Origin of the sequence: Sphingobium sp. AP49 (assembly GCF_000281715.2) — a bacterium.
Taxonomy (GTDB): Bacteria; Pseudomonadota; Alphaproteobacteria; order Sphingomonadales; family Sphingomonadaceae; genus Sphingobium.
The window spans coordinates 254,158-276,018 of sequence record NZ_CP124576.1 but is presented as its reverse complement, the minus strand read 5'-3'; the positions used below and the strand labels follow the sequence as shown (position 1 = coordinate 276,018).

The following is a 21,861-nucleotide window of genomic DNA, read 5'->3' as shown; positions in this document are numbered from 1 at the left end:
CCCTAAACCGGCATCAGACCGTGAAGCTCTCGCCGCAGCCGCAGCTGCCCTTGGCATTGGGATTGGCGAAGACGAAGCCGGCGGTGAAATCATCCTCGACCCAGTTCATGGTCGAACCGATGAGATAGAGGACCGAGGCGCCGTCGATATAGAGGACGCCGCCGGGGGTTTCGATCTTCTCGTCGAACTTGGCTTCCTCGGTGACATAGTCGACCGAGTAAGCGAGGCCCGAGCAGCCGCGCTTGGGGGTCGAGAGCTTGACCCCGATCGCGCCTTCGGGTGCCTGCGCCATCAGCTCCGCGATGCGGCCTTGCGCGCTGGGCGTCAGGATGACGGCGGCGGGGCGGGCGCGGGTCTTGGTCTCAACGGTCATCAGAGCATTCCCAGTTCGAGCTTGGCTTCGTCCGACATCTTGCCCGGGTCCCATGGCGGGTCCCAGACCAGGTTCACCTCGACATCGCCGACGCCGGGCACCGCGCCGACGCGCAGTTCGACTTCGCCAGGCATGGATTCGGCGACCGGGCAGTGCGGCGTGGTCAGCGTCATGGTGACGACGGCATGGCCGTCGCTGGTGACGTCGACGCCGTAGATGAGGCCCAGGTCATAGATATTGACCGGGATTTCCGGGTCGAAGATTTCCTTCAACGCATCGATGATGCCGTCATAGAGATCGCCGCCCGGCTCGCCTACCGCGACCTCGCTGGGCTTTTGCGCCAGGAAACCGTCGAGATAGTCGCGCTGGCGCGGAGCAGCCTCTGCCTCTTCCACGCGCGCCTTGGGCGGGGTTTCCACCGCGTCCACTTCTTCCACCATGATCTTGCGTTCCTCGGTCATCCGAAGATCTTCCTTACTCGTTCGATGCCCTTGACCAGCGCATCCACGTCGCTGTCGTCGCTATAGATGCCGAAACTGGCCCGTGCGGTCGCCTCTACGCCCAGATGCCGCATCAGCGGCTGGGCGCAATGATGGCCGGCGCGGATCGCGACACCCGTTTCGTCCAATATGGTGCCGACATCGTGCGGATGCACCCCCTCCACCTCGAAAGAGAGGATTCCGGCCGAATCTTCCGGACCAAAGACGCGCACGCTGTTGATCTGGCTGATCGCGGTGCGGGCCTTGGCCACCATCGCGCATTCATGGGCGTGGATCGCGTCGAGGCCGATGCCCTGGACATAGTCGATCGCCGCCGACAGGCCGACGACGCCGACGATATGCGGCGTCCCCGCCTCGAACCGGGTCGGCGCGGGGGCATAGGTCGTCTTTTCGAACGTCACCTTGTCGATCATCGATCCGCCACCCTGATAGGGGGGCATAATGTCGAGCAATTTCTTGCGGCCCCACAGCACACCGATGCCGGTCGGGCCGTAAAGCTTGTGCGCGGAGAAGACGTAAAAGTCGCAGTCGAGCGCAGCCACGTCGACGGCGAGGCGGGGGACCGCCTGGCAACCGTCGATCAGGATCTTGGCGCCGACCATATGGGCGATGTCGGCGGCGCGGCGGCAATCGAGCACGCTGCCGAGCACGTTCGACACATGGGCAAGCGCAACCATGCGGTGCTGCGGCGTGATCATCGCGCGCATCGCGTCAAGATCGATCCGGCCGTCTTCCGTCAGCGGCACCACATCGATATGGGCGCCGACCTTTTCGGCGACGATCTGCCAGGGGACGATATTGCTGTGATGTTCGAGGGTCGACAGCAGGATGCGGTCGCCCGCCTTGAGCTGCGTGCCGGCCCAGCACTGCGCGACCAGATTGATGCCCTCGGTCGCGCCGCGGACATAGACGATCTCGCTGTCCGACGCGGCGCCGATGAAGCCGGCGACCTTGCGCCGGGCGGCTTCATAGGCGAGCGTCATATTGGCCGAGCGTTCATAGACGCCGCGATGCACGGTGGCATAGTCCGGGCCATAGGCACGGGCGATCGCGTCGATCACCGCGGTCGGCTTCTGCGCGGTGGCGGCGCTGTCGAGATAATGCCAGTTGCCGACACCGGGGAAATCGTCCCGCAGGCGCAGGCCTTGGGCGAGATCGGTCATACCAGCGTCCCCAGCTTGGCGAGCGCGGCCGCCTCGAACCGTTCGCGCAGATCGTCCTGCGCGACATCGTCGAACACGCCGGCGACGAAGGCTTTCAGCAGCAATGTCTTGGCGGTGGCCGGGTCCATGCCGCGCGACGCCATGTAGAAGAGCGCTTGGCGGTCCAGCTCGCCGACGGTCGCGCCATGAGCGCATTTCACGTCGTCGGCGTAGATTTCCAGTTCCGGCTTGGCATTGGCTGTGGCGGTGCGGTCGAGCAGCATCGCCTTGATCGACTGGAAGGCATCGGTGCGCTGGGCATCGCGGGCGACATTGATGCTGCCCAGATAATTGCCGGTGGCGTGGCTGCCCAGGATCGAACGGACGGTCTGGCCGCTGGTCGCGTCGGGCTGGGCATGGGTGACGCTGGTGATGATCTCCAGCGTCTGCTCGCCACCGCCGATGATCGCGCCGTTCAGCTCGAAATGACTGCCCTTGCCGAGCGTGACAGCGAAGGTGACACGTCCAAGCTTGCCGCCGATGTTGAGCAGATGGAAATCGAACCGGGCGCCGTCCGCGATATCAATGACATAGTCATGCACAGCGGTCGTGCCATCGGCCGCGTCCTGCAGCAGATGATCATGCGCGCTTTCGCCCTCTGCCACCGTGATCCGGGTCGCGGCCGGCACCGGCCAGGCAGCGGCGAGTGCGTCAAGATCGCTGTAACGCCAGGCTTCATCCTTGCGCGTGGGGAGAGCGAGGAGGGTCACGCCGCGATTACCTCTGAATAGCCTTCGCTTTCCAGTTGCAGCGCCAGTTCGGGGCCGCCCGACTTGACGATCCGGCCGGCGGCCAGGACGTGGACGAAGTCCGGCTTCACATAGTCGAGCAGGCGCTGATAATGGGTGATCAGCAGCACCGCCTTGTCAGGCTTGCGCATGATCGCGTTGATGCCCGCGCCGACGGTCTTGAGCGCGTCGATGTCGAGGCCGGAATCGGTCTCGTCGAGGATGGCGAACTTGGGATCGAGGATGCCCATCTGCACCATTTCGGCGCGCTTCTTCTCGCCGCCGGAAAAGCCGACATTCACCGGACGCTTGAGCATCTCCATGTCGAGGCCGAGCAGGCCGGCCTTTTCCTTGGCCAGCTTGATGAACTCGCCGCCGTTCAGTTCCTTCTCACCGCGCGCGCGGCGCTGCGAATTGAGGCTTTCGCGCAGGAATTGCAGGTTGGACACGCCGGGAATCTCGACCGGATATTGGAAGCCCAAAAAGAGCCCGGCAGCGGCGCGCTCATGCGGGTCCATGTCGAACAGGTCGGCGCCCTCGAAGGTCGCGGTGCCGCCGGTCACGTCATAGTTGGGGCGGCCGCCCAGCGTGTAGGCGAGCGTCGACTTGCCGGCGCCGTTCGGACCCATGATCGCATGGATTTCGCCCGCGTTGATCTGGAGCGACAGGCCCTTGAGGATCGCCTTGCCGTCGATTTCGTTGGTGAGGTTATCGATCGTCAGCATGTGTCTTTAGTCCTTGTGCGCGCGCTGGAGCGTCCGCGCGGTCCAGAAGGCCATGTCGCGCACGTCGCCGGGCGCGGGGAACAGCGTGTCGATATGGCGCTTGATCGGCATATAGGGCCACCAGTCGGCGTCCGGTTCGGGCGCGCCCTTTTCCAGCAGCGCGACGACGAATTCGCTGACCGGGCCCATGCGGGCGAGGTTGGGCGCCTTCGCCTTGTGGAAGGCCTTGTCGCTCCGCAGCTTCTCGGTCATCGCGACGTCGCCCTTTTCCAGCGCATCGCGGCATTCGGCCTGATAGGCATCAAGATCGCCGAAATCCTTGGCGGCGCGCGTCTGAAGCTCGCCCTCTTCCAGCTCATAATCTTCGGTCAGAATGCGGATCGCAGCGGTCCACGCCTGGCCATTGCCGACATCCTCCGCGAAATCGGCGAGGGCATCCTGGATATCGTCTTCGTCGCTCATTGATCGCTCGTCTTTTCGTTGATCTGAAAAAGCCCCTCCCCTTCAGGGGAGGGGTTGGGGTGGGGGCTAGCCCAACGATCCGGCGCCTGATCCAGCGCGCCGAGGATCGCGGCACAAACCCCTTCGATATTCCGCATCACGTCCTGGTTGGCGATGCGAATGACCTGATAACCTTGTTGTTGCAGCGCCTGATCGCGCGCCACATCGGAACCCGCAACATGGGTGTCTCCATCGACTTCCACGATCAGCGCCCTTTGCGGGCAGAGGAAGTCGACGATGAAAGGGCCGATCACGGATTGGCGGCGGAATTTATGGCCACCGATCTGGGAGCGGGACAATCTCGCCCATAGGCGCTTTTCCGGCTCGGTCGGCTCATGACGCATTTCGCGCGCGAAGCCCTTCAACTGGTCGAGACGACCAGCCGAGAGCCCCCACCCCCGGCCCCTCCCCTGAAGGGGAGGGGAGTTTAGGCGGTGTGCCTGATCCAGAGGTGTCTGATCGATCAACCGACCGAACCCTCCAGCGAAATGCCGAGCAGCTTCTGCGCTTCCACCGCGAACTCCATCGGCAGTTGCTGCAGCACTTCCTTGGCGAAGCCGTTGACGATCAGGCTGACCGCGCTTTCCTGGTCCAGGCCGCGCTGCATCGCGTAAAAAAGCTGATCGTCGCTGATCTTGCTGGTGGTCGCCTCATGCTCGATCTGGGCCGAGGGATTGCGCACCTCGATATAGGGCACGGTGTGGGCGCCACACTGGTCGCCCAGCAGCAGGCTGTCGCACTGGGTGAAGTTGCGCACGCCTTCCGCGCCCGGCGCGACGCGGACGAGGCCGCGATAGGTGTTGTTGCTGCGCCCGGCCGAGATGCCCTTCGACACGATGGTCGAGCGACTGCCCTTGCCATTGTGGATCATCTTGGTGCCGGTATCGGCCTGCTGCAGATTGTTGGTGAGCGCGACCGAGTAGAATTCGCCGACGCTATTTTCGCCATTCAGCACGCAGGACGGATATTTCCAGGTGATGGCCGATCCGGTTTCGACCTGGGTCCAGCTGACCTTGGAGTTGCGGCCCTGGCAGAGCGCGCGCTTGGTCACGAAATTATAGATGCCGCCCTTGCCATTCTCGTCACCGGGATACCAGTTCTGGACGGTGCTATACTTGATCTCCGCATCGTCGAGCGCGACCAGTTCCACCACGGCGGCGTGGAGCTGATTTTCATCGCGCATCGGCGCGGTGCAGCCTTCGAGATAGGAGACATAGCTGCCCTCGTCGGCGACGATCAGCGTGCGCTCGAACTGCCCCGTATTTTCCGCATTGATGCGGAAATAGGTCGACAGCTCCATCGGGCAGCGGACGCCCTTGGGAATGTAGACGAAGGTGCCGTCGGAAAAGACCGCGCAGTTCAAGGTCGCGAAATAATTGTCGTGCATCGGCACGACCTTGCCCAGCCACTTCTTTACGAGGTCGGGAAATTCGCGCACCGCTTCGCTGATCGAACGGAAGATGACGCCCGCTTCCTCCAGCTCCTTGCGGAAGGTGGTGGCGACCGAAACCGAATCGAACACGGCATCGACCGCGATCTTGCGGCTGCCCTTCACGCCGGCGAGCATTTCCTGCTCGGCGATGGGGATGCCCAGCTTCTGATAGGTGGCGAGAATCTCGGGATCGACCTGATCCAGCGAATCCAGCTCCACCTTCTTCTTGGGCTCGGCGTAATAATAGGCGTCCTGGTAATCGATCGGCGGGACGTTGAGCTTGGCCCAGTCTGGCGCTTCCATCTTCTGCCACATGGCGAAGGCCTTCAGGCGCCAGTCGAGCAGCCATTGCGGCTCGTTCTTCTTGGCCGAGATGAAGCGGACCGTATCCTCGTTCAGGCCCTTGGGCGCGAAATCCTGCTCGATGGCCGACGACCAGCCATGTTCATAGGTGGAGGCGCGCTCGGCGGCCTCCAGCGCTTCCTGATTACGGACGGTGCTCACTTCTTCGGTCATGCCATTTCTCGTGTCAGGCTGGCGATGGTCACGTTCGCGAGCGCTTCGCGGATCGCGTTGTTCGCCAGATTCATGTGCGGGCGGATGCGGCAATCCTGTTCCAGATTGCAGTCATGCGCCCCCTGTTCGCTGCATGCGGTCATGGCGATGGGGCCTTCGACCGCCTCCACCACGTCCGCCAGGGTGATCGTCGCGGGCGGGCGCGACAGGCGCACGCCGCCGCCGGTGCCCCGGCTCGATTCGAGCAGACCCGCCGCCGACAGCCGGCTCACCAGCTTCTGCGCGGTGGGCAACGGGATGCCGGTTTCGGCGCTGAGCGTGGTCGCGTTCATCTTGAGATGCCTGTTGGTCACAGGGTCAAGCCCCGCTCCCGCACCGCAGTGGCGGGCGGCGGCAGACATCAGCACGACGGCATAATCGGCAAAGCTCGATAATTTCATGCGTGTTGCGAACCATTCTCAAATCGGATCGAATCAATCCGATTGGGCATGTGGTCCCACTCGCCCCCGGAATCAAGGCATTTTTGATTGGATCGAAGGGGCGATCAGCTGAGGCGGTTGAGCACCGCGACATCGCCGCCCAGCGTGCGGCGGAGCAGGGTGAGCTGGACCACGGCGGTCGGCTCGGTCTGGAGCTGATGCGGGGTCATGCCGATGAAATGCTTGATCTCGCGGATGAAATGCGACTGGTCGTAGAAGCTGCCATCGTCGCACAGCGCCTGCCAGCTTTCATGGTCGAGCGCGATCCGCGCGCTGCAACGCAGGGCGCGATATTTGCGGGCGAGCAGCTTGGGCGGGGCACCATAATAACGGTTGGTGAGCCGGGCCAACTGGCGTGGCGACAAATCCGTCATTTCGCTCAACACCTCGATCCGGGGCGAGCCTTCCCCGATCAGCCAGCTATCGACCGCCTGCAGCAAGGCCCAGGTCGCATCCGGCAGCGGCTTGATCCGATCTGCGAGATAGGACCAGCAGAGCGCCGCCATCGCATCGCCATCGTCCATCTGTTGCAACTGGGCGTGGAGATCGAGATAGGCCGGGTCGCGATCCAGCGCGAGATCGCAGATCCGGTCCGCCATCAGATGCGCTTCACCACCATGCAGCGCATGCCACCCCGCCGGCAGCAACGAGACCCCCAATATCCGGGTAGGACCGTCCAGCGCAAAGCGTGTCGCCCCCAGGGTCGGCCCGAGCAGGCCAACGGGCGGTTGCGGATGCGCCGTTCCATCCTGGAAATGATACTGCCCACCCCCCTTCAGCAGGAAGCGCAGTTGCGGTACGTCGGCGCGTGTGACATCCGCGTAGCGATCCGCCGTGACCGAGAAGATGTAGAGCGAACCAAAATAGCGCGCCACCCGGTCAGGCGGCGTGAAATAGCGAAGACGAACCGGCCCCTGTTCGGCATCGACCGAATAGGACAGGGGACCGCGCTTGTCCGGCGTGACGCCTCGCGCCGCCGTCAGCGGCATCTCGAATTGATGCGACCCCATGTTTCTACCCCAATTGACGCACTATGCGCGCCCCGCATGGCGGCGCAAGGGCCATGACGCCAAAAGCGGGCTTTAACGCCGGAGCGGCGATAAAAAATGACCCGGCAGCTTGCACTGCCGGGTCAGGAAAAGGTCTCATCAGCCAAAATGGCCTAGAGCCTTCGGGTCGCAGGAAGGGCTTTACGCCCGAATCGGTGCAAGTTTATTGGACAGATCGGACATCAGACTGACCAAAACGTGCCGATTCATGACGATTTCTGTCATGAAATGACGTTGGGGAATGATTGTTGCCCTAACGCAACACGACTCGACGCCGCCCGGAGCCGCTGGCATAGCACAGCCATGTCCTATCGCCTGATCCGCCCGCTCTTCTTCGCCCTCGATGCCGAGCGCGCCCATAATCTGTCGATCGCCCTGCTGCGGATGATGCCGACCCCGGCACCGCTGAAAGTCGACCCGATGCTGGCACAGAGGGTGGCGGGCATCACCTTTCCCAATCCGGTCGGCCTGGCGGCGGGCTATGACAAGGATGGCCGGGTCGCGCACAAGATGCATGGGCTGGGCTTCGGCTTTGCCGAACTGGGCACGCTGACCCCGCTGGCGCAGCCGGGCAATCCCCAGCCGCGCCTGTTCCGCCTGGTCGAGGACAAGGCGGTGATCAATCGCTTCGGCTTCAACAATGGTGGCCAGGGCGCCGCTGCCGACCGCATCGCCCGCTATCGCCGGCCGGTGGGTGAGGGTCCGGTGATCGGCATCAATATCGGCGCCAACAAGGACGCGACGGCGGCCGGGCGCGCCAATGCCGATTATGCCACCGGCGTCACCTGCATGGCGCCGCTGGCCGATTATCTGACTGTCAACATCTCCTCCCCCAACACGCCGGGCCTGCGCGCGCTGCAGGGCCGGGCGGCGCTGGACGATCTGCTGAGCGCGGTGATGGCAGCACGACCGGCCGGCGGGCCGCCGATCTTCCTGAAGGTCGCGCCCGACCTGGAACCGGCGGATATCGAGGATATCGCCGCCGCCTGCATCGACCACAGGATCGACGCGCTGATCGTGTCCAACACCACGATCACGCGGCCTGCCCTGCAATCCCCGCATGCCGGCGAGACCGGCGGTCTGTCGGGCGCGCCGCTGACCGACCTGTCACTGGGCAAGATCCGCGATTTCCGGCGCCTGCTGGGCGACCGACTGCCGCTGATCGGCGTGGGCGGCATCGCCAATGCGCAGCAGGCCTATGCCCGGATCCGCGCCGGCGCCTCGCTGGTGCAGGTCTATAGCGCGCTGGTCTATGAAGGCCCCTATCTCGCCAGGCGGATCAACGCGGGCCTCAAGGGGCTGATGGCGCGCGACGGCGTGCGGCATATCGGCGAAGTGGTGGGAATCGACGCCTGATCCGTCCTTCCCGGGCATGATCGAGACAAGACGGGTTGCGAAACGAAATGCGAGCTTTAGGGTGCCGGCCATGACGTCCCGCCTGACCGGCCTGCTGGCCCCCTTCGCCCTGATCGCTCCGATGGCCCTGGCGCCCGCGACCGCGCTGGCGCGCGATCCGGTGGCCTTGAATGCCACCGTGTCCGCCGCCGATCCGCGTGCGGCGGCGGCAGGCCAGGAGATATTGCGCAAGGGTGGCAGCGCCACCGACGCGGCAATCGCGATGATGCTGGCGCTGAACGTGGTCGAGCCGCATAATAGCGGCATCGGCGGCGGCGGTTTCCTGATGCACCATGACGGCGCGAGCGGCGTGCTGGAATCGATCGACGGGCGCGAGACCGCCCCGGCCGCCGCCCGGCCCGACCGCTTCATGGGCGCCGACGGCAAGCCCCTGCCTTTTGTCGAGGCCTGGCCGGGCGGTTATTCGGTCGGCGTGCCGGGCAATTTGCGCATGGCGTGGGAAGCGCACAAGAAATGGGGCAAGCTGCCCTGGGCCGACCTGTTCCAGCCGGCCATCCGGCTGGCCGACGATGGGTTCCAGCTGGGCGAGCGCACCGCGACGGCACTGAAGGCGTTGCAGAATATCTGGGCCGATTTCCCCGAAATCCGCAGCTATTACTGGATCGACGGACAATTGCCGGCGGTCGGCACCACGCTGAAGAACCCGCCACTGGCCGCCCTGTTCAAACGGATCGCGGCGGAAGGGCCGGACGCCTTCTATCTGGGCGAGAATGCGCAGGCGATCGCCAAGGCGGTGACCGAAGCGCCGAAAAATCCCGTGCCGATGACGACGCAGGACCTGGCCAATTATCAGGTCAAGGACCGCAAGCCGGTGTGCGGCCATTATCGCGTCTACACGGTGTGCGGCATGGGGCCGGCATCGGCCGGCGGCGTCACGGTGCTGCAGATATTGGGCATGGTCGAGCGTTTCCCGCTGACCCAATGGGGCAAGGATGATGCGCGGTCCTGGCATGTGATCGGCGAAGCGATGCAGCTGGCCTATGCCGACCGCGATACCTGGCTGGGCGACCCCGATTTCGTGCATGTGCCGATCGCCGGGCTGATCGATCCCGCTTATTTGAAGCAGCGGTCGGGCGAGATCCGGCTGAACAAGGCGCTCAATGCCTATAAGCCGGGCCTGCCCGCCGGGGCGCAGCCGCGCACCAGCGCCCTGCCCCAGCCGGAAAGCGGCACCAGCCATTTCGTCGCGGTGGACCGCAATGGCGACATCGCCGCCTGGACATCGACGATCGAGAGCTTCTTCGGCAGCCAGCTGGTCGCCAATGGCGTGATCCTGAACAATGAGCTCACCGATTTCAGCTTCACGCCCGAGAAAAATGGCGCGCCGGTCGCCAACCGGGTGGAACCGGGCAAGCGGCCGCTGTCGTCCATGTCGCCGACCATCGTCTATGACGATAAGGGCACGCCGATCTTCACCGTCGGCGCGGCCGGCGGCAAGACCATCATCATGCAGGTCGCCAAGGCGCTGATCGCCCATTTCGACTGGGGCCTGTCGGCGCAGGATTCGATCGCGCTGGGGCTGGAATTCTTCAATGGCGACGGGCTGGTGCTGGAACAGGGCACGTCGCTGGAGGCGATGAAGGCACCACTGGAGAGACTGGGCCACCGCGTCAGCATTTCGCGCCTGGGCCTCAAGGCCAATGCCGCCGAGCGGACCGCTGACGGCCACTGGATCGGCGCGGCCGACCCGCGCAGTCCCGGCGTGTCGCTGCAGGAATAAGGCAGGCGATCATGGCGAGCGCATTGCTGCGCTCGCCAGTCGCGCGTCAGGCGCCCTTTTTGAGGTCGAGCCCGGCGACGTTGAATTCGAACGGGAAGCGCTGATCCTTCGGGCCGACGGCGAGGTTTACCTTCACGCTCTTCGCCTTGGCGATCGCCTCATAGGCATTTTGCGAGGGCATGATCTCGATCCCGTCCTTCGCTTCGGTCATGCGGCCCTTCCAGCGATGGGCCTTGCCATCGTCGGTGGTCGCATCGACCGCGCAGTCGGAGAGGTCGCACTGGAAGGGCGCGCCGACCAGCTTCACCGTCACCGTCTTTTCGCCATTGGACATGGGCTGGACCATCAGCACCGAGAAGGTGTCGGCGGCGGTCATCGTCTGCACGCTGTTGGCGCTGCCGATATAGGCGACCTTCTGGCTGGCGCCGGCGGTTTCATATTTCCAGACCTGGCCGATCTGCTCGCGCTGGGTCGGTTCCTTCCTGTCCCCACCCGAACAGGCGGCCAGCAGGCCGAGCATGGCGAGGGGCATGATATGGCGCATTGTCGCATTCTCCTTGTCGAAGGGAGAACGCAGGGGATGCGCCGGGGTTTCCGTCAGGCGTAGCGCGTAGCGGTCTCGCGGATCAGGGCGATCATGTTGGGAATGCCCTGGGTGCGGTTGGAACTGAGCTGGTTCTTGAGGTCGAAGGGCGCGAGGGCGCCCTCGATATCGGTCGCGCCGATCTCTGCGGGCGCGCAGTCCTGCACGGTGAGCAGCACCAGCGCGATGATCCCCTTGGTGATGGCGGCATTGCTGTCTGCAAGGAAATGGAGCCGGCCATCGGCGAGCACCGTCGGATAGACCCAGACCGCCGCCGAACAGCCCCGCACCAGCGTCGCATCGGTCTTGAGCGCGTCGGGCATATCCTCCAGCCCCCGGCCGAGGTCGATCAACAGGCGATAGCGATCATCGGCGTCGAGAAATTCATATTCTTCCTGGAGGTCGGCCAGAACGGGCATCGGGGCGGGCTGATCGGTCATGCCGCCCATATAAGAGGAAAAGCGGGGCGGGAAAGCCCGAAACCGGCCCCCAAGCGGAGGGAAGCGGCTTCGCCTTTGGCTCAGCCTGGCCCTTCGCTCAGGGCGAACGGAGAAGGGCCGTTACAGATCGACGCCGGCGGCGATGGCTTCGAGCTTGCGGATGCGTTCCTTGAGGTCGGCAACCTCGATCCGGGCGGCGGCCGAGGGCGGTGCGGCTTCCTCGACCCGGCGCCCCAGTTCGGCACGTTTGAGGTCGAGCCAGCCATTCCAGCCGCGCAGCGACGCGAAGGCGACGATGGTGAGACCGGCGAGGCCGGCGGTGGCCATGGTCAGATAGAAGAGGGGATCCTGCATGATGTCCTCCCTGTGTCCTTTGCCGCGATCAGTCGCGGTCCTTGAGCTTCTCGAATTCGCGCTCCAGCGCGGTCGAACTGTCGGTGGCGAGCCGTTCCAGCACGGCGACCCGGTCCTTGAGCGCCTTCACTTCGGCGCGGAGGCGTTCGGCCTCTGGATCGGGGCCGCGCTGGATGAAATCCTCACCCTTGTGGCGGCGCACGACGCCATATTTGGCGCGGACGACGCTGGCGATGGCGGTGATCGCGACGATGGCGACGACCATTTCAAACGGATTCATGTCTGTCCTCCCTTGGGCGCGCGGGGCGATCAGTTCGCCGGGCCGCGCAGCCGCTCGATTTCGCGATTGAGCTGATGGCTTTCGTCGGTGACGATCCGCTCGACCACGGCAAGCCGGTCCTTCATCGAGCCGATTTCCGCACGCAACTGGGCATTTTCCTGGCTGATCAGCTTGATGCGCTCGACCAGTTCCTCATTCTTCTGCGGATATACCGCCTTGCCCCAGCTATTTTCCAGCGGGTAGCCGTTGCGGACGCGGAGCCAGGTGGTGAAGATCCACCCGCCGATCGCCATCGCCCCGATCAGAAGCCCGCCGCCGATGATCCACGGCAGGTTGGGCATGACGAAGGCATCTACCATGTCGGTCTTGTTCATGTCCTATACTCCCCTTGCCCGGTCAGAGTCAGCGCAGCGCATCGATGTCGCGCGCGGTCCGGGCGGCGGGATCGGTGGCGATCCGTTCGAGGACTGCGATGCGTTCTTCGAGGCGGCTGATGCGGCCAGTGAGCTTTTCGTTTTCACTTGAAAGAAGGTCGATTTTTCGACCGGCGTCGGGATCTGTTCGATGAACGGTACCCGTCCATTCATTTTCAACCGGATAGCCGTGGCGGGCACGGACCCAGGTGGTGAACATCCAGCCCAACGTCGACATCGCGATGATGGCCAGAACGAAGGTCGGTCCTGCGAAATTCATGGCCTTGAACTCCCTATTGTCTTCGGCCGGGCCGGGTTCAGCGGAGCCGTTCGATCTGATCCGCCAGGCGGACCGGCCGATCGGTGACGATCTGTTCCAGCACCTTGATCCGTTCGCGCAGTTCATGGGTGACGATCTGCTGGTCCTGGTCGACGACATTGGCCGTCAGCTGGGCCGTCGCCTTGGCAACCTTGCGCCGGGCATAAGCCTGGATCAGGAGCGTCGCGGTGATCCCGCTCAACGCGCCCATGATGAAATATGGTGTCGGATCCATCTTCTCTTCCCCCGGATTCCCGCCTCTTGTCAGCGCAGGCTGTCGATCTCGTCGGCCAAGCGCGTGTTGCGGCTGGTATAATAGACCTCGATGTCGGCGAGGCGGCGGTCGATGTCGCGGAACTTGGAGCGGACGTCGCGGGTGGAGCGCGCCGGGTTGGTGCGCACGCCCTGCCAGAATTTCTCGTCGTCGCGGTCGGCATAGAGGCCAACCGGCTTCTTCTCGGCGAAATAGGCAGCGGCGAAATAGGCGATCAGCGACCAGGGAAAAGCGCCCATCAGGGTCACCAGCACCGCGCCGACCCGAACCCAGACCACATCGATCCCGGTATAGTCGGCGATGCCGGAGCACACGCCCATCCACTTGCCATTCTGTTTGTCGAGATAGAATTTGGTGCGGCGGGCGCTCATGTCAGTTCCTCCGGTCGAAGCTGTAATCGTCGTCGCCCTGTACCGGGCGTTGCGGGCGGAAGTCGGGGTTGTCGGCGGCGACGATCCGTTCGACCGTCTGCAGCCTGTCTTCGAGACGGCGGGCGAGCAGGTGGAGTTCATCCAGCAGCCGCTCGTCCTCGTCGGTGATCTTGGGGGCCTGCTTCCACTTGGTGACATAGTGGAAGATCAGCCAGGGCATGCCGATGAACAACATGCCGACCACCGCGATGGGGACCAGTACGTCTTCCATCGGATCAGGCTCCCTTGTTCATGCTGGCCTTGAGTGCGGCGAGATCGGCATCGACCTTGTCGGCCGACTTCAATTCCGCAATCTCTTCTTCCAGCGTCTTGGGCTGCTGGCCCAGGCCCATGGCATCGGCGCGGCCTTCAGCCATGTCGACGCGGCGTTCGAGCATGTCGAAGCGGGCAAAGGCGTCATTGACCTTCTCGCCGGCATAGGCTTCGCGGACGCGCAGGCGGTTTTCGGCGCTCTGCATCCGGGTCACCAGGCTGTTCTGGCGGGCGCGGGCTTCGCGCAGCTTGGCCTGCAGCTTGGCGATATCCTCCTCGGCGGCCTTCAGCGCATCATCGAGAGTCTCGATCTCGTGGGACAGATGCTCCGCCATGTCGGTCGCCTTCTGGCGTTCGACCAGAGCGGCCTTGGCCAGATCCTCGCGGTCCTTGCTGAGGGCGAGCTGCGCCTTTTCGGTCCAGCTGTCCTGCAGCGCGCCCAGCTTGGCGATGTGGCGGCGCATTTCCTTCTGGTCGGCGATCGTGCGGGCAGCGGACGCGCGCACCTCGACCAGCGTCTCCTCCATTTCGAGGATGATCATGCGGATCATCTTCGCGGGATCTTCCGCCTTGTCGAGCAAGTCGGTGACATTGGCGGCAATGATGTCGCGGGTGCGGGAGAAAATACCCATTTTAACGGTGCTCCTGGTCTTCTCATTCAAGGGGGCCGGGGCGGACGAGAGGGGGCATTTCCGCCCCGGCCTGGGTCGTGCGGCCTTACGCCAGATAGCGCAGGGTCGCGGGGGTATCCTGGGTCGCGAGAACCGGGGCTTCGCTGGCGCGGGCCGGGCCGACCGCCGAAAGGATCATGGTCGATCCGAACAGGACGGCGGCAATGGCGACCGACATCAGCTGACCGATTTCGCGAACGCTGTTGCTGTTCTTTTCCATCTTCAACACTCCTTGAACCTGGCCTTCTAAAGGTGCCGCCTGTCTGTGCAGCGGCTTCGTTCCCAACATTGCAGAGGCCGTGCCAATTTTTGAAAAGCACGGAAAACCGCCATTTTTTTCGGATTTGGCATGGCCAGGCAAAAATTTCGCTTGCTGAAAGTTGGGAAATTTCGCCATATTTTGGCGCATGGAGAAAAATACCCAGTTTGTCGGCCAGTCACTGGCCTTTCTCGACGCCGTCGAACTGGCCGGGCGGGCCGCCGAGCTCAATCGCCCGGTGCTGGTGATCGGCGAACGCGGCACCGGCAAGGAACTGATCGCCGAGCGGCTGCACCATCTGTCGCCGCGCTGGGGCGAGCCGCTGATCGTGATGAACTGCGCCGCCCTGCCCGAGACGCTGATCGAGGCCGAATTGTTCGGCCATGAACAGGGCGCCTTCACCGGCGCGACCAGGGCGCGGCCGGGCCGGTTCGAGGAGGCGGACGGCGGCACATTGTTCCTGGACGAGCTGGGGACATTGTCGATGGCGGCGCAGGAACGGCTGCTGCGGGTTGTCGAATATGGCGAGGTCACGCGGATCGGCGCGTCGAAACCGGTCCGGGTGGACGTGCGCATCGTGGCCGCGACCAACGAGGATCTGCCTGCCGCGGCGGACGCCGGGCGCTTCCGCCCCGATCTGCTCGATCGGTTGAGCTTCGAGGTCATCACCCTGCCGCCGCTGCGCGCGCGGGAAGGCGACATCGGCGTGCTGGCGGATCATTTCGGCCGGCGCATGGCGGCGGAACTCAACTGGCCACAATGGCCCGGCTTTTCCGCCGCCTGCGCGGCCGAACTGGAGGGCCATGGCTGGCCGGGCAATGTACGTGAGTTGCGCAATGTGGTGGAACGGGCGGTCTATCGCTGGCCCGAGCCGGGGCGGCCAATCTCGGCGATCGTGTTCGATCCCTTTGCCTCGCCCTGGAAGCCGCGCCCGATGATGCCAAGCGCGACCGGACCGTCAGCGGACGCTGCCACGCCTGTCGCTGCGCCAGCGATGAACGGCCATGGCGATGTCACCGATCTCAAATCGGCGGTCGATGCGCATGAAGCGGCGATCGTGCGGGCGGCGCTGGAACGGTTCCGCTATAATCAGCGCGCGACCGCCAAGGGGCTGGGCCTGACCTATGACCAGTTGCGCCACTGCATGAAGAAACATGGGCTGAGCGCGGGATAGGGCAGCACGGGGCCGCCCTACCTGACAGGTTCAGCGGGTCGGGACAGGTTCCGGACCCGAATAGTCATAGAAACCCTTGCCGGTCTTGCGACCATACCAGCCGGCCTCGACATATTTGACCAGCAGCGGCGCCGGGCGATATTTGGGATCGCCGGTGGTGCTGAGGAAGACGTTGAGGATTTCGAGCGCGGTGTCGAGACCGACGAAATCGAGCAGGGTCAGCGGCCCCATCGGATGGTTGAGGCCAAGCTTGCAGCCCTGATCGATGTCGGTGACGCTGCCCACGCCCTCGCCCAACACGAACACCGCCTCGTTCAGCATCGGCAGCAGGATGCGGTTCACAACAAAGCCCGGCGCGTCGAAGGCATGCACCGTGGTCTTGCCGATCTTCGCGGCGAACGCTTCCACGGCGGCAACCGTTTCGGGCGTGGTGGCGAGGCCGCGAATGACCTCCACCAGCACCATCACCGGGACGGGGTTGAAGAAATGGACGCCGACGAAGCGGCCGGCATCGGGCGCCGCCTGGGCGAGGCGGGTGATCGGGATGGACGAGGTGTTGGTGGCGAGGATGGCGCCCGGCGCCAGGATCTGGCCGACATTGGCGAAGATGGCGCGCTTCACCTCCTCGCGCTCGGTCGCTGCCTCGATCACCAACTGCGCTCCAGCGAGCGGCGCAATCTCGCCAACCGGGTTGATGCGGGCCAGCGCGGCGTCAGCGTCGGCCTGGCTGATCTTTTCCTTTTCCACCGCCTTGGTAAGCAGCCTGGCGATGCCAGCCTTGCCCTTTTCCGCGCGGGGCAGGTCGATGTCGGACAGGATGACGTCATAGCCGGCCTGGGCGGCGACCTGGGCAATGCCCGCCCCCATCTGGCCAGCGCCGATCACGCCCACGGTCTTTATCTCGGTCATCCAAATCTCCTCACAAATACGCGTTCCTCCTACCCCTACCGGCAAGTAGGGTCGAGCGCCAAGCCCCTTCGCCGGCGGCAAACGGGCCATGGCAGGGGACGGATGGTTCGCCCGTGCGATTTTCCGCCTTTGCGCGAACCGCATGCCATGCTTAATAGCCGCCCATGCCCCTTGCCGATCCCCTGCCAGCGCCCGCGTCCGGACGGTTCATCGCCGCCGTGCACCATTTCCCGCTGCGCATCTATTTCGAGGATACGGACCTGTCGGGGCTGGTCTATCACGCCAATTATCTGCGCTATATGGAGCGCGCCCGTTCCGACATGCTGCGCATCGCCGGCATCGACCAGCGCGCCAATCATGAAGGCGGCGAGGGCGTCTATGCCGTCACCGACCTGAAACTGGCCTATCGCCGCCCGGCCCGGCTGGACGACGACCTGATGGTCGTCAGCCAGGTGATGGAGGTGCGCGCCGCGAGTTGCACCATTCAGCAAAGAGTCATGCGGGGCGAGGACATATTGACCGACGGCGTCATCACCGTCGCCTATCTGACACCCCAGGGACGACCGCAGCGCCAGCCGCGCCCCTGGATCGAGATTTTCAGCCGTTTGATGCGAGGGGAAGACATCCACCCATGAACCTGTCCATGCCTGACGTCGGTGCCGCTATGGGTGCCGCAGCCGACGCCGCCACCATTTCGCCGCTCGCCCTGTTCCTACAGGCCGACATCGTCGTGAAGGGGGTGATGCTGGGCCTGTTGCTGGCCAGCATCTGGACCTGGGCGATCATCCTGGGCTTCAGCTTCACCCTGCGCAAGGCCAGCAAGGAAAGCCGCAAGTTCGAGGAGGATTTCTGGAAGGCGGACGATATCGATCGCTTCTATGAAGCGCGCGGCAAGGCCGAATTCCCCGCCGCCAAGGTGATGGCCGCCGGCGTGACCGAATGGCGCCGGTCGACCGCGCAAAAGGTGATCGACCGCGACGGCACCCGCGACCGCCTGGCGACCAGCATGTCGAGCACCATTGCAGCAGAAGTAGACCGGCTGTCGGACCGGCTGAACATCCTGGCGACGGTCGGATCGGTTGCCCCCTTCGTCGGCCTGTTCGGCACCGTGTGGGGCATCATGCGCGCCTTCACCTCGATCGCCGCCGCGCAGAACAGTTCGCTCGCCGTCGTCGCACCGGGCATTGCCGAAGCCCTGTTCGCGACCGCGATCGGCCTGTTCGCGGCCATTCCGGCGGTGATCGCCTATAACCGCTTCAGCCATGGCATCAACCGGATGGAATCGCGTCTCAACCGCTTTGCCGACGGCTTTTACGCGACCTTGAGCCGCGAACTTGAGGCCCAGCGGTGACCTTGGGCACCGCTGCAGAAAAGGGAGCGCGCTGATGGCGATGTCTGGCCCCCCGTCCGGTCGGCGCGGGCGCAATCGCGCGCCGATGGCGGACATCAACGTGACGCCGCTGGTCGACGTCATGCTCGTGCTGCTGATCATCTTCATGGTGACCGCGCCGCTGCTGGTGACCGGCGTACCGGTGAACCTGCCCGAGACGCGCGCCAAGGGGCTGGACCAGGACGCCAAGCCGACCGTGGTGTCGATCGACCGCGACGGCGCCATCTATATCGATGAGGATGTCGTCAGCGACGCCGACCTGCCCGACCGGCTGGCGGAGATCGTATCGGCCAATGCCGGCAAGCCCGAGGCACCGCAGATCTTCCTGCGCGCAGACACCGCGCTCGACTATGGCCGGGTGATGCGGGTGATGGGCGAGCTCAACCGAGCCGGCCTCAACAAGGTCGCGCTGGTCAGCACCGGTGGGCAGGACGGCGCTGACGATGTCAGCGGACGTTCAGAATAGGGGCCATAGGTCAAACCCATGGAACGCGCGGAAAAAATCGGCCTTGGCGTTGCAACGGCAGGACATGTCCTGCTGTTCGGCCTGCTGTCGGCCGGGTTCCTGGCGACGCCCAACCCGTTGAAGCTGAACAGCCCGCCGATGGACGTCAGCCTGGTCGACGAGGTCGCGCTGCAATCGACGGCGCCGCGCATTTCGAGCGAACCGCCGCCGCCCAGCGTCGCGCCCGAACGCGGCCCGACCGAGGATGCCGCGCCCGCCGCCCAGCCCGAGCCGGCCCCGGTGCCCGAACCGACCCCCGCGCCGCCCAAGCCCGTCCCGCCCAAACCGGTCGCGAAACCCACGCCGCCAAAGCCCAAGCCGGCGCCGCCCAAGAAGGAAACGCCCAAGGTTGCGGCCAAGCCGACGCCGGCGCCCGAAAAGCCGGCGGACAGGCCCAAGGCCAAGCCGACCCCGGAAAAGCCCAAGACGGCAGCCGCGGCGCCGGCCAAGGCCAGCGCCAAGCCCGCACCCAAGGCCGCCAAGCCGGCCGCTGCATCGGGATCGGGCAAGGCCGCGGCCAAGCCCAAGGGATCGCTGCTGGGCAATGATTTCCTCAAGGGCATCGACACCAGCGCCGATGCGCCGCGCAAGCCGGCCGCCGCCCCGCCGGCCGCCGCCATGGGGCCGCAGCAGAAGGCCGCGCTTGATGCCGAGATCCGTCGGCAATTGAAGCCCAACTGGCGCCCGCCGTCAGGTGCCGACGCCGACCAGTTGGTGACCCTGCTGGAAGTAAGGCTGGACAAGAATGGCGCGGTGATCGGTACGCCGGAAGTGATCGACCAGCTGGGCGTCACCGCCAGCAACCGACCGCAGGCGAAGCTGCATGCGGAGCGCGCGATCCAGGCGGTGAAGCTGGCATCGCCTTTCCGCAATCTGCCGCCCGAATATTATGAACAATGGAAATGGCTGCGGCCACTCCGCTTTGACGCGAGGCTGACCCGATGACGACGACCCTGCTCCGCCGCCTGGCTGCGGCGACCGCCGCCCTGCTCGCCTTCACGGCCCTGCCCGCGCTGGCACAGCTGTCGGTCGACGTGACCGGCGATATCGACAGCAACCTGAAGATCGCGGTGCCGGCGCTACCCGCGCAGCAGGATGTGGCGACTCCCGCCGGCACGGCGAGCGAACTGGGCCGCAAGATCGCCGAGGTGATCGCGTCCGACCTCAAGGGGTCTGGCCTGTTCGACCCTTCCGGCCCAGGCGGTATGCCGGCCCTGGCCTTTCCGGAGGTCACCAACCCCGTCTATGACAAATGGGGTGCCTATCAGGCGCTGGTACAGGGCTTTGTCCGGACCACCGGGGGCGAGGCCGACATCACCGTGGGCTGCTATCTCTATGATGTCGCGCTGAAGCAGGAACTGACGCGGCAGGGCTATGTCGTGAGCCCGCGCGACTGGCGCCGCGCCGCGCACAAATGCGCCGATGCCATCTATGCCCGGCTGTCGGGCGAAAGCCCCTTCTTCGACAGCCGCATCGCCTATATCGCCGAGAGCGGCCCCAAGGATAATCGCGTCAAGCGCCTCGCCATCATGGATTCGGATGGCGCCAACCACCGCTTCATCACCAATGGCCAGTCGATCGCGCTGACCCCGCGCTTCTCGCCCGACTACAAGTCGATCGTCTATGTCAGCTATCTGGGCAGCCGGGTGCGCATCTATGTCTATGACATCGGCACCGGCAAGCAGCGGCTGGTGACCGAGAGCAACAATGCGACCTTCGCACCGCGCTGGTCGCCCGATGGCCGCAACATCCTCTTTTCGATGGCCGTGTCGGGCAATACCGACATCTACCGTGTATCGGCCCAGGGCGGCACGCCGGTGCGCCTCACCACTTCACCGGGCATCGATGTCGGCGGCTCCTATTCCCCCGATGGCCGCCAGATCGTGTTCGAGAGCGACCGGTCGGGCGGGCAGCAAATCTATGTGATGAACGCCGACGGATCGAACCAGCGGCGGATCAGTCATGGCGGCGGCCGCTATGCGACGCCCGAATGGAGCCCGCGCGGCGACCTGATCGCCTTCACCAAGCTGTCGGGCGATTTCAAGATCGCGGTGATGACGCCGAGCGGCGACAATGAGCGCATCCTGACCAATGGCTGGCAGGACGAGCAGCCGACCTGGTCGCCCAATGGCCGCGTGCTGCAATTCTTCCGCACCACGCCGGGCCGACAGGGCAGCAGCCAGGTGTGGCAGGTCGACCTGACCGGCGTGAACGAACGGCGCATCCCGACCCCGCTGAGTGGTTCCGATCCGGCCTGGGGTCCATTGCTGCCGTGAGATTTCCACAGGAATCTTGCGGATTTTGGAACCCCATCGTCTTGACAGCGTAACGACTTTTACCAACCATGTATGTCACCCGAGCGGGTGGCACGATGGCGATATCTAGGAGACCCCGATGAAGATGACCCGGCCCCTGCTGATGGCAACCGCCGTTCTTGCCCTTGCCGCCTGTTCCAAGAAGCCGCCGGCCGATTTGCCGCCGGCGCCGGGCGGCAGCGACACGACCCAGCCGAGCGGCCCCACCGGTCCGGCCGGCCCGGCCAAGGGCAGCCAGGCCGACTTCATCGCATCGGTCTCGTCCGACCGCATCTTCTTTGGCCTCGACCAATATGATGTCGATGCCGAGGATCAGGCGACGCTGCAGAGCCAGGCCGCCTGGCTGCAGCAGAATCCGAGCGTGCGCGTCACCGTCGAGGGCCATGCCGACGAACGCGGGACGCGCGACTATAATATCGCGCTGGGCGACCGCCGCGCCAATGCCGCCAAAAATTATCTCGCGTCGCTGGGTATCGATCCCAGCCGCATCAACACCGTCAGCTATGGCAAGGAACGCCCCGCCGCCCTGGGTTCGGACGAGGCCAGCTGGGCGCAGAACCGCCGCGCGGTGACGGTCACCGTCCAATATTGATCCCGTCGGGTCGCACGACGGCTCAAGGGCTCGCCGGTCTTGGTACCGGCGGGCCTTTT

The 21,861-nt window shown here is 64.8% G+C and carries 31 protein-coding genes; 9 read left to right on the top strand and 22 right to left on the bottom strand.

The annotated features are described in order from the left end of the window. Positions 1-13 precede the first annotated feature (13 nt). The 10 genes from PMI04_RS01320 to PMI04_RS01275 form a co-directional block, all read right to left on the bottom strand. Positions 14-373 carry an iron-sulfur cluster assembly accessory protein gene (locus PMI04_RS01320; RefSeq protein WP_007706741.1) on the bottom strand — a complete coding sequence of 120 codons (360 nt, stop codon included), beginning with the start codon at positions 371-373 and terminating at the stop codon, positions 14-16. Further along, the gene (locus PMI04_RS01315) at positions 373-834 is read right to left on the bottom strand and encodes an SUF system Fe-S cluster assembly protein (RefSeq protein ID WP_007706738.1); all 462 of its coding nucleotides are present in this window, start codon (positions 832-834) and stop codon (positions 373-375) included. Before PMI04_RS01315 ends, PMI04_RS01320 begins: the two co-directional genes overlap by 1 nt. Then, entirely contained in the window at positions 831-2,036 is a 1,206-nt protein-coding gene (locus PMI04_RS01310; protein WP_007706736.1) for a cysteine desulfurase, read from the bottom strand. Before PMI04_RS01310 ends, PMI04_RS01315 begins: the two co-directional genes overlap by 4 nt. After that, positions 2,033-2,785: a SufD family Fe-S cluster assembly protein gene (locus tag PMI04_RS01305; RefSeq protein ID WP_007706734.1), complete on the bottom strand. Its 753-nt coding sequence runs from the start codon at positions 2,783-2,785 to the stop codon at positions 2,033-2,035. The genes PMI04_RS01310 and PMI04_RS01305 overlap by 4 nt, the downstream gene beginning before the upstream one ends. Next, positions 2,782-3,528, bottom strand: a complete 747-nt coding sequence (gene sufC, locus PMI04_RS01300; RefSeq protein WP_007706731.1) for a Fe-S cluster assembly ATPase SufC — start codon at positions 3,526-3,528, stop codon at positions 2,782-2,784. The genes PMI04_RS01305 and sufC overlap by 4 nt, the downstream gene beginning before the upstream one ends. Before the next feature lie 6 nt (positions 3,529-3,534). Then, positions 3,535-3,990 carry a hypothetical protein gene (locus PMI04_RS01295; RefSeq protein WP_007706730.1) on the bottom strand — a complete coding sequence of 152 codons (456 nt, stop codon included), beginning with the start codon at positions 3,988-3,990 and terminating at the stop codon, positions 3,535-3,537. After that, a complete protein-coding gene (locus tag PMI04_RS01290; RefSeq protein WP_283184836.1) occupies positions 3,987-4,394 on the bottom strand; it encodes an endonuclease domain-containing protein in 408 nt (135 codons plus the stop codon). Before PMI04_RS01290 ends, PMI04_RS01295 begins: the two co-directional genes overlap by 4 nt. A gap of 98 nt (positions 4,395-4,492) precedes the next feature. Next, positions 4,493-5,977, bottom strand: coding sequence for a Fe-S cluster assembly protein SufB (gene sufB, locus PMI04_RS01285; protein ID WP_007708677.1), 1,485 nt, complete (start codon positions 5,975-5,977; stop codon positions 4,493-4,495). Beyond that, on the bottom strand, positions 5,974-6,417 hold the full coding sequence (locus PMI04_RS01280) for an Rrf2 family transcriptional regulator (RefSeq protein WP_007708679.1): 444 nt from the start codon (positions 6,415-6,417) through the stop codon (positions 5,974-5,976). Before PMI04_RS01280 ends, sufB begins: the two co-directional genes overlap by 4 nt. Positions 6,418-6,521: 104 nt before the next feature. Continuing rightward, positions 6,522-7,466 carry a helix-turn-helix domain-containing protein gene (locus PMI04_RS01275; protein ID WP_007708681.1) on the bottom strand — a complete coding sequence of 315 codons (945 nt, stop codon included), beginning with the start codon at positions 7,464-7,466 and terminating at the stop codon, positions 6,522-6,524. 342 nt (positions 7,467-7,808) lie between these two features. Between PMI04_RS01275 and PMI04_RS01270 the strand changes: the two genes are divergently transcribed. Both PMI04_RS01270 and ggt read left to right on the top strand, forming a co-directional pair. Further along, positions 7,809-8,861, top strand: a complete 1,053-nt coding sequence (locus PMI04_RS01270) for a quinone-dependent dihydroorotate dehydrogenase (protein ID WP_007708683.1) — start codon at positions 7,809-7,811, stop codon at positions 8,859-8,861. A 70-nt stretch (positions 8,862-8,931) separates the two neighbouring features. Further along, positions 8,932-10,641: a gamma-glutamyltransferase gene (gene ggt, locus PMI04_RS01265; protein WP_007708685.1), complete on the top strand. Its 1,710-nt coding sequence runs from the start codon at positions 8,932-8,934 to the stop codon at positions 10,639-10,641. 46 nt (positions 10,642-10,687) lie between these two features. Here the strand turns inward: ggt and PMI04_RS01260 are convergent, their stop codons facing one another. From PMI04_RS01260 to PMI04_RS01210, 11 genes are all read right to left on the bottom strand, one after another. Beyond that, the gene (locus tag PMI04_RS01260) at positions 10,688-11,185 is read right to left on the bottom strand and encodes a hypothetical protein (RefSeq protein ID WP_007708687.1); all 498 of its coding nucleotides are present in this window, start codon (positions 11,183-11,185) and stop codon (positions 10,688-10,690) included. A gap of 53 nt (positions 11,186-11,238) precedes the next feature. Further along, the gene (locus PMI04_RS01255; RefSeq protein WP_007708689.1) at positions 11,239-11,673 is read right to left on the bottom strand and encodes a SufE family protein; all 435 of its coding nucleotides are present in this window, start codon (positions 11,671-11,673) and stop codon (positions 11,239-11,241) included. Between the two features lie 111 nt (positions 11,674-11,784). Next, complete coding sequence (locus tag PMI04_RS01250; RefSeq protein WP_007708691.1) at positions 11,785-12,018, bottom strand: hypothetical protein; 234 nt, start codon at positions 12,016-12,018, stop codon at positions 11,785-11,787. Positions 12,019-12,046: 28 nt separating this feature from the next. Next, on the bottom strand, positions 12,047-12,298 hold the full coding sequence (locus tag PMI04_RS01245; protein WP_007708693.1) for a hypothetical protein: 252 nt from the start codon (positions 12,296-12,298) through the stop codon (positions 12,047-12,049). Between the two features lie 29 nt (positions 12,299-12,327). Beyond that, the gene (locus tag PMI04_RS01240) at positions 12,328-12,672 is read right to left on the bottom strand and encodes a hypothetical protein (RefSeq protein WP_004209381.1); all 345 of its coding nucleotides are present in this window, start codon (positions 12,670-12,672) and stop codon (positions 12,328-12,330) included. Between the two features lie 28 nt (positions 12,673-12,700). Then, entirely contained in the window at positions 12,701-12,991 is a 291-nt protein-coding gene (locus PMI04_RS01235; RefSeq protein WP_004209379.1) for a hypothetical protein, read from the bottom strand. A 37-nt stretch (positions 12,992-13,028) separates the two neighbouring features. Continuing rightward, positions 13,029-13,265 carry a hypothetical protein gene (locus tag PMI04_RS01230; RefSeq protein WP_007708697.1) on the bottom strand — a complete coding sequence of 79 codons (237 nt, stop codon included), beginning with the start codon at positions 13,263-13,265 and terminating at the stop codon, positions 13,029-13,031. Between the two features lie 29 nt (positions 13,266-13,294). Continuing rightward, entirely contained in the window at positions 13,295-13,675 is a 381-nt protein-coding gene (gene pspC, locus PMI04_RS01225; protein WP_007708698.1) for an envelope stress response membrane protein PspC, read from the bottom strand. Position 13,676: 1 nt separating this feature from the next. Next, the gene (gene pspB / locus PMI04_RS01220; protein ID WP_007708699.1) at positions 13,677-13,946 is read right to left on the bottom strand and encodes an envelope stress response membrane protein PspB; all 270 of its coding nucleotides are present in this window, start codon (positions 13,944-13,946) and stop codon (positions 13,677-13,679) included. A gap of 4 nt (positions 13,947-13,950) precedes the next feature. Then, positions 13,951-14,619 (bottom strand): phage shock protein PspA, encoded by a 669-nt coding sequence (gene pspA / locus PMI04_RS01215; protein WP_007708700.1) that lies wholly within the window; start codon positions 14,617-14,619, stop codon positions 13,951-13,953. A gap of 85 nt (positions 14,620-14,704) precedes the next feature. After that, positions 14,705-15,055, bottom strand: a complete 351-nt coding sequence (locus tag PMI04_RS01210) for a hypothetical protein (protein ID WP_157178104.1) — start codon at positions 15,053-15,055, stop codon at positions 14,705-14,707. A 10-nt stretch (positions 15,056-15,065) separates the two neighbouring features. On the opposite strand from PMI04_RS01210, the gene pspF reads away from it, so the two are divergent. Next, positions 15,066-16,091, top strand: a complete 1,026-nt coding sequence (gene pspF / locus PMI04_RS01205) for a phage shock protein operon transcriptional activator (protein WP_007708702.1) — start codon at positions 15,066-15,068, stop codon at positions 16,089-16,091. A gap of 30 nt (positions 16,092-16,121) precedes the next feature. Here pspF and PMI04_RS01200 read toward each other — a convergent pair whose 3' ends face one another. Then, positions 16,122-17,000: a 3-hydroxyacyl-CoA dehydrogenase NAD-binding domain-containing protein gene (locus PMI04_RS01200; RefSeq protein ID WP_007708703.1), complete on the bottom strand. Its 879-nt coding sequence runs from the start codon at positions 16,998-17,000 to the stop codon at positions 16,122-16,124. Between the two features lie 164 nt (positions 17,001-17,164). Here PMI04_RS01200 and PMI04_RS01195 point away from each other — a divergent pair, with 164 nt between their 5' ends. From PMI04_RS01195 to pal, 6 genes are all read left to right on the top strand, one after another. Continuing rightward, positions 17,165-17,635, top strand: coding sequence for a YbgC/FadM family acyl-CoA thioesterase (locus PMI04_RS01195; RefSeq protein ID WP_007708704.1), 471 nt, complete (start codon positions 17,165-17,167; stop codon positions 17,633-17,635). Next, positions 17,632-18,351, top strand: coding sequence for a protein TolQ (gene tolQ / locus PMI04_RS01190; protein ID WP_007708705.1), 720 nt, complete (start codon positions 17,632-17,634; stop codon positions 18,349-18,351). The genes PMI04_RS01195 and tolQ overlap by 4 nt, the downstream gene beginning before the upstream one ends. Positions 18,352-18,385: 34 nt before the next feature. Beyond that, positions 18,386-18,856, top strand: a complete 471-nt coding sequence (tolR, locus tag PMI04_RS01185; RefSeq protein WP_007708706.1) for a protein TolR — start codon at positions 18,386-18,388, stop codon at positions 18,854-18,856. Positions 18,857-18,874: 18 nt separating this feature from the next. After that, positions 18,875-19,840: a hypothetical protein gene (locus tag PMI04_RS01180; RefSeq protein WP_007708707.1), complete on the top strand. Its 966-nt coding sequence runs from the start codon at positions 18,875-18,877 to the stop codon at positions 19,838-19,840. After that, entirely contained in the window at positions 19,837-21,171 is a 1,335-nt protein-coding gene (tolB, locus tag PMI04_RS01175) for a Tol-Pal system beta propeller repeat protein TolB (RefSeq protein ID WP_007708708.1), read from the top strand. The genes PMI04_RS01180 and tolB overlap by 4 nt, the downstream gene beginning before the upstream one ends. A 118-nt stretch (positions 21,172-21,289) precedes the next feature. Then, positions 21,290-21,802 (top strand): peptidoglycan-associated lipoprotein Pal, encoded by a 513-nt coding sequence (pal, locus tag PMI04_RS01170; protein WP_007708709.1) that lies wholly within the window; start codon positions 21,290-21,292, stop codon positions 21,800-21,802. Positions 21,803-21,861 lie beyond the last annotated feature (59 nt).

Bases quoted from the DNA above. Each gene is read 5' to 3' on its own strand.
- PMI04_RS01230 (WP_007708697.1), bottom strand. From the start codon at position 13,265: ATGGATCCGACACCATATTTCATCATGGGCGCGTTGAGCGGGATCACC.
- PMI04_RS01260 (WP_007708687.1), bottom strand. From the start codon at position 11,185: ATGCGCCATATCATGCCCCTCGCCATGCTCGGCCTGCTGGCCGCCTGT.
- tolR (WP_007708706.1), top strand. From the start codon at position 18,386: ATGGCGATGTCTGGCCCCCCGTCCGGTCGGCGCGGGCGCAATCGCGCG.
- PMI04_RS01315 (WP_007706738.1), bottom strand. From the start codon at position 834: ATGACCGAGGAACGCAAGATCATGGTGGAAGAAGTGGACGCGGTGGAA.
- PMI04_RS01320 (WP_007706741.1), bottom strand. From the start codon at position 373: ATGACCGTTGAGACCAAGACCCGCGCCCGCCCCGCCGCCGTCATCCTG.
- PMI04_RS01280 (WP_007708679.1), bottom strand. From the start codon at position 6,417: ATGAAATTATCGAGCTTTGCCGATTATGCCGTCGTGCTGATGTCTGCC.
- PMI04_RS01295 (WP_007706730.1), bottom strand. From the start codon at position 3,990: ATGAGCGACGAAGACGATATCCAGGATGCCCTCGCCGATTTCGCGGAG.
- pspA (WP_007708700.1), bottom strand. From the start codon at position 14,619: ATGGGTATTTTCTCCCGCACCCGCGACATCATTGCCGCCAATGTCACC.
- PMI04_RS01270 (WP_007708683.1), top strand. From the start codon at position 7,809: ATGTCCTATCGCCTGATCCGCCCGCTCTTCTTCGCCCTCGATGCCGAG.
- pspB (WP_007708699.1), bottom strand. From the start codon at position 13,946: ATGGAAGACGTACTGGTCCCCATCGCGGTGGTCGGCATGTTGTTCATC.
- PMI04_RS01275 (WP_007708681.1), bottom strand. From the start codon at position 7,466: ATGGGGTCGCATCAATTCGAGATGCCGCTGACGGCGGCGCGAGGCGTC.
- pspF (WP_007708702.1), top strand. From the start codon at position 15,066: ATGGAGAAAAATACCCAGTTTGTCGGCCAGTCACTGGCCTTTCTCGAC.
- sufB (WP_007708677.1), bottom strand. From the start codon at position 5,977: ATGACCGAAGAAGTGAGCACCGTCCGTAATCAGGAAGCGCTGGAGGCC.
- PMI04_RS01240 (WP_004209381.1), bottom strand. From the start codon at position 12,672: ATGAACAAGACCGACATGGTAGATGCCTTCGTCATGCCCAACCTGCCG.
- pspC (WP_007708698.1), bottom strand. From the start codon at position 13,675: ATGAGCGCCCGCCGCACCAAATTCTATCTCGACAAACAGAATGGCAAG.
- PMI04_RS01255 (WP_007708689.1), bottom strand. From the start codon at position 11,673: ATGGGCGGCATGACCGATCAGCCCGCCCCGATGCCCGTTCTGGCCGAC.
- tolQ (WP_007708705.1), top strand. From the start codon at position 17,632: ATGAACCTGTCCATGCCTGACGTCGGTGCCGCTATGGGTGCCGCAGCC.
- PMI04_RS01310 (WP_007706736.1), bottom strand. From the start codon at position 2,036: ATGACCGATCTCGCCCAAGGCCTGCGCCTGCGGGACGATTTCCCCGGT.
- PMI04_RS01250 (WP_007708691.1), bottom strand. From the start codon at position 12,018: ATGCAGGATCCCCTCTTCTATCTGACCATGGCCACCGCCGGCCTCGCC.
- ggt (WP_007708685.1), top strand. From the start codon at position 8,932: ATGACGTCCCGCCTGACCGGCCTGCTGGCCCCCTTCGCCCTGATCGCT.
- tolB (WP_007708708.1), top strand. From the start codon at position 19,837: ATGACGACGACCCTGCTCCGCCGCCTGGCTGCGGCGACCGCCGCCCTG.
- PMI04_RS01195 (WP_007708704.1), top strand. From the start codon at position 17,165: ATGCCCCTTGCCGATCCCCTGCCAGCGCCCGCGTCCGGACGGTTCATC.
- pal (WP_007708709.1), top strand. From the start codon at position 21,290: ATGAAGATGACCCGGCCCCTGCTGATGGCAACCGCCGTTCTTGCCCTT.
- PMI04_RS01245 (WP_007708693.1), bottom strand. From the start codon at position 12,298: ATGAATCCGTTTGAAATGGTCGTCGCCATCGTCGCGATCACCGCCATC.
- PMI04_RS01210 (WP_157178104.1), bottom strand. From the start codon at position 15,055: ATGGCGAAATTTCCCAACTTTCAGCAAGCGAAATTTTTGCCTGGCCAT.
- PMI04_RS01235 (WP_004209379.1), bottom strand. From the start codon at position 12,991: ATGAATTTCGCAGGACCGACCTTCGTTCTGGCCATCATCGCGATGTCG.
- sufC (WP_007706731.1), bottom strand. From the start codon at position 3,528: ATGCTGACGATCGATAACCTCACCAACGAAATCGACGGCAAGGCGATC.
- PMI04_RS01200 (WP_007708703.1), bottom strand. From the start codon at position 17,000: ATGACCGAGATAAAGACCGTGGGCGTGATCGGCGCTGGCCAGATGGGG.
- PMI04_RS01180 (WP_007708707.1), top strand. From the start codon at position 18,875: ATGGAACGCGCGGAAAAAATCGGCCTTGGCGTTGCAACGGCAGGACAT.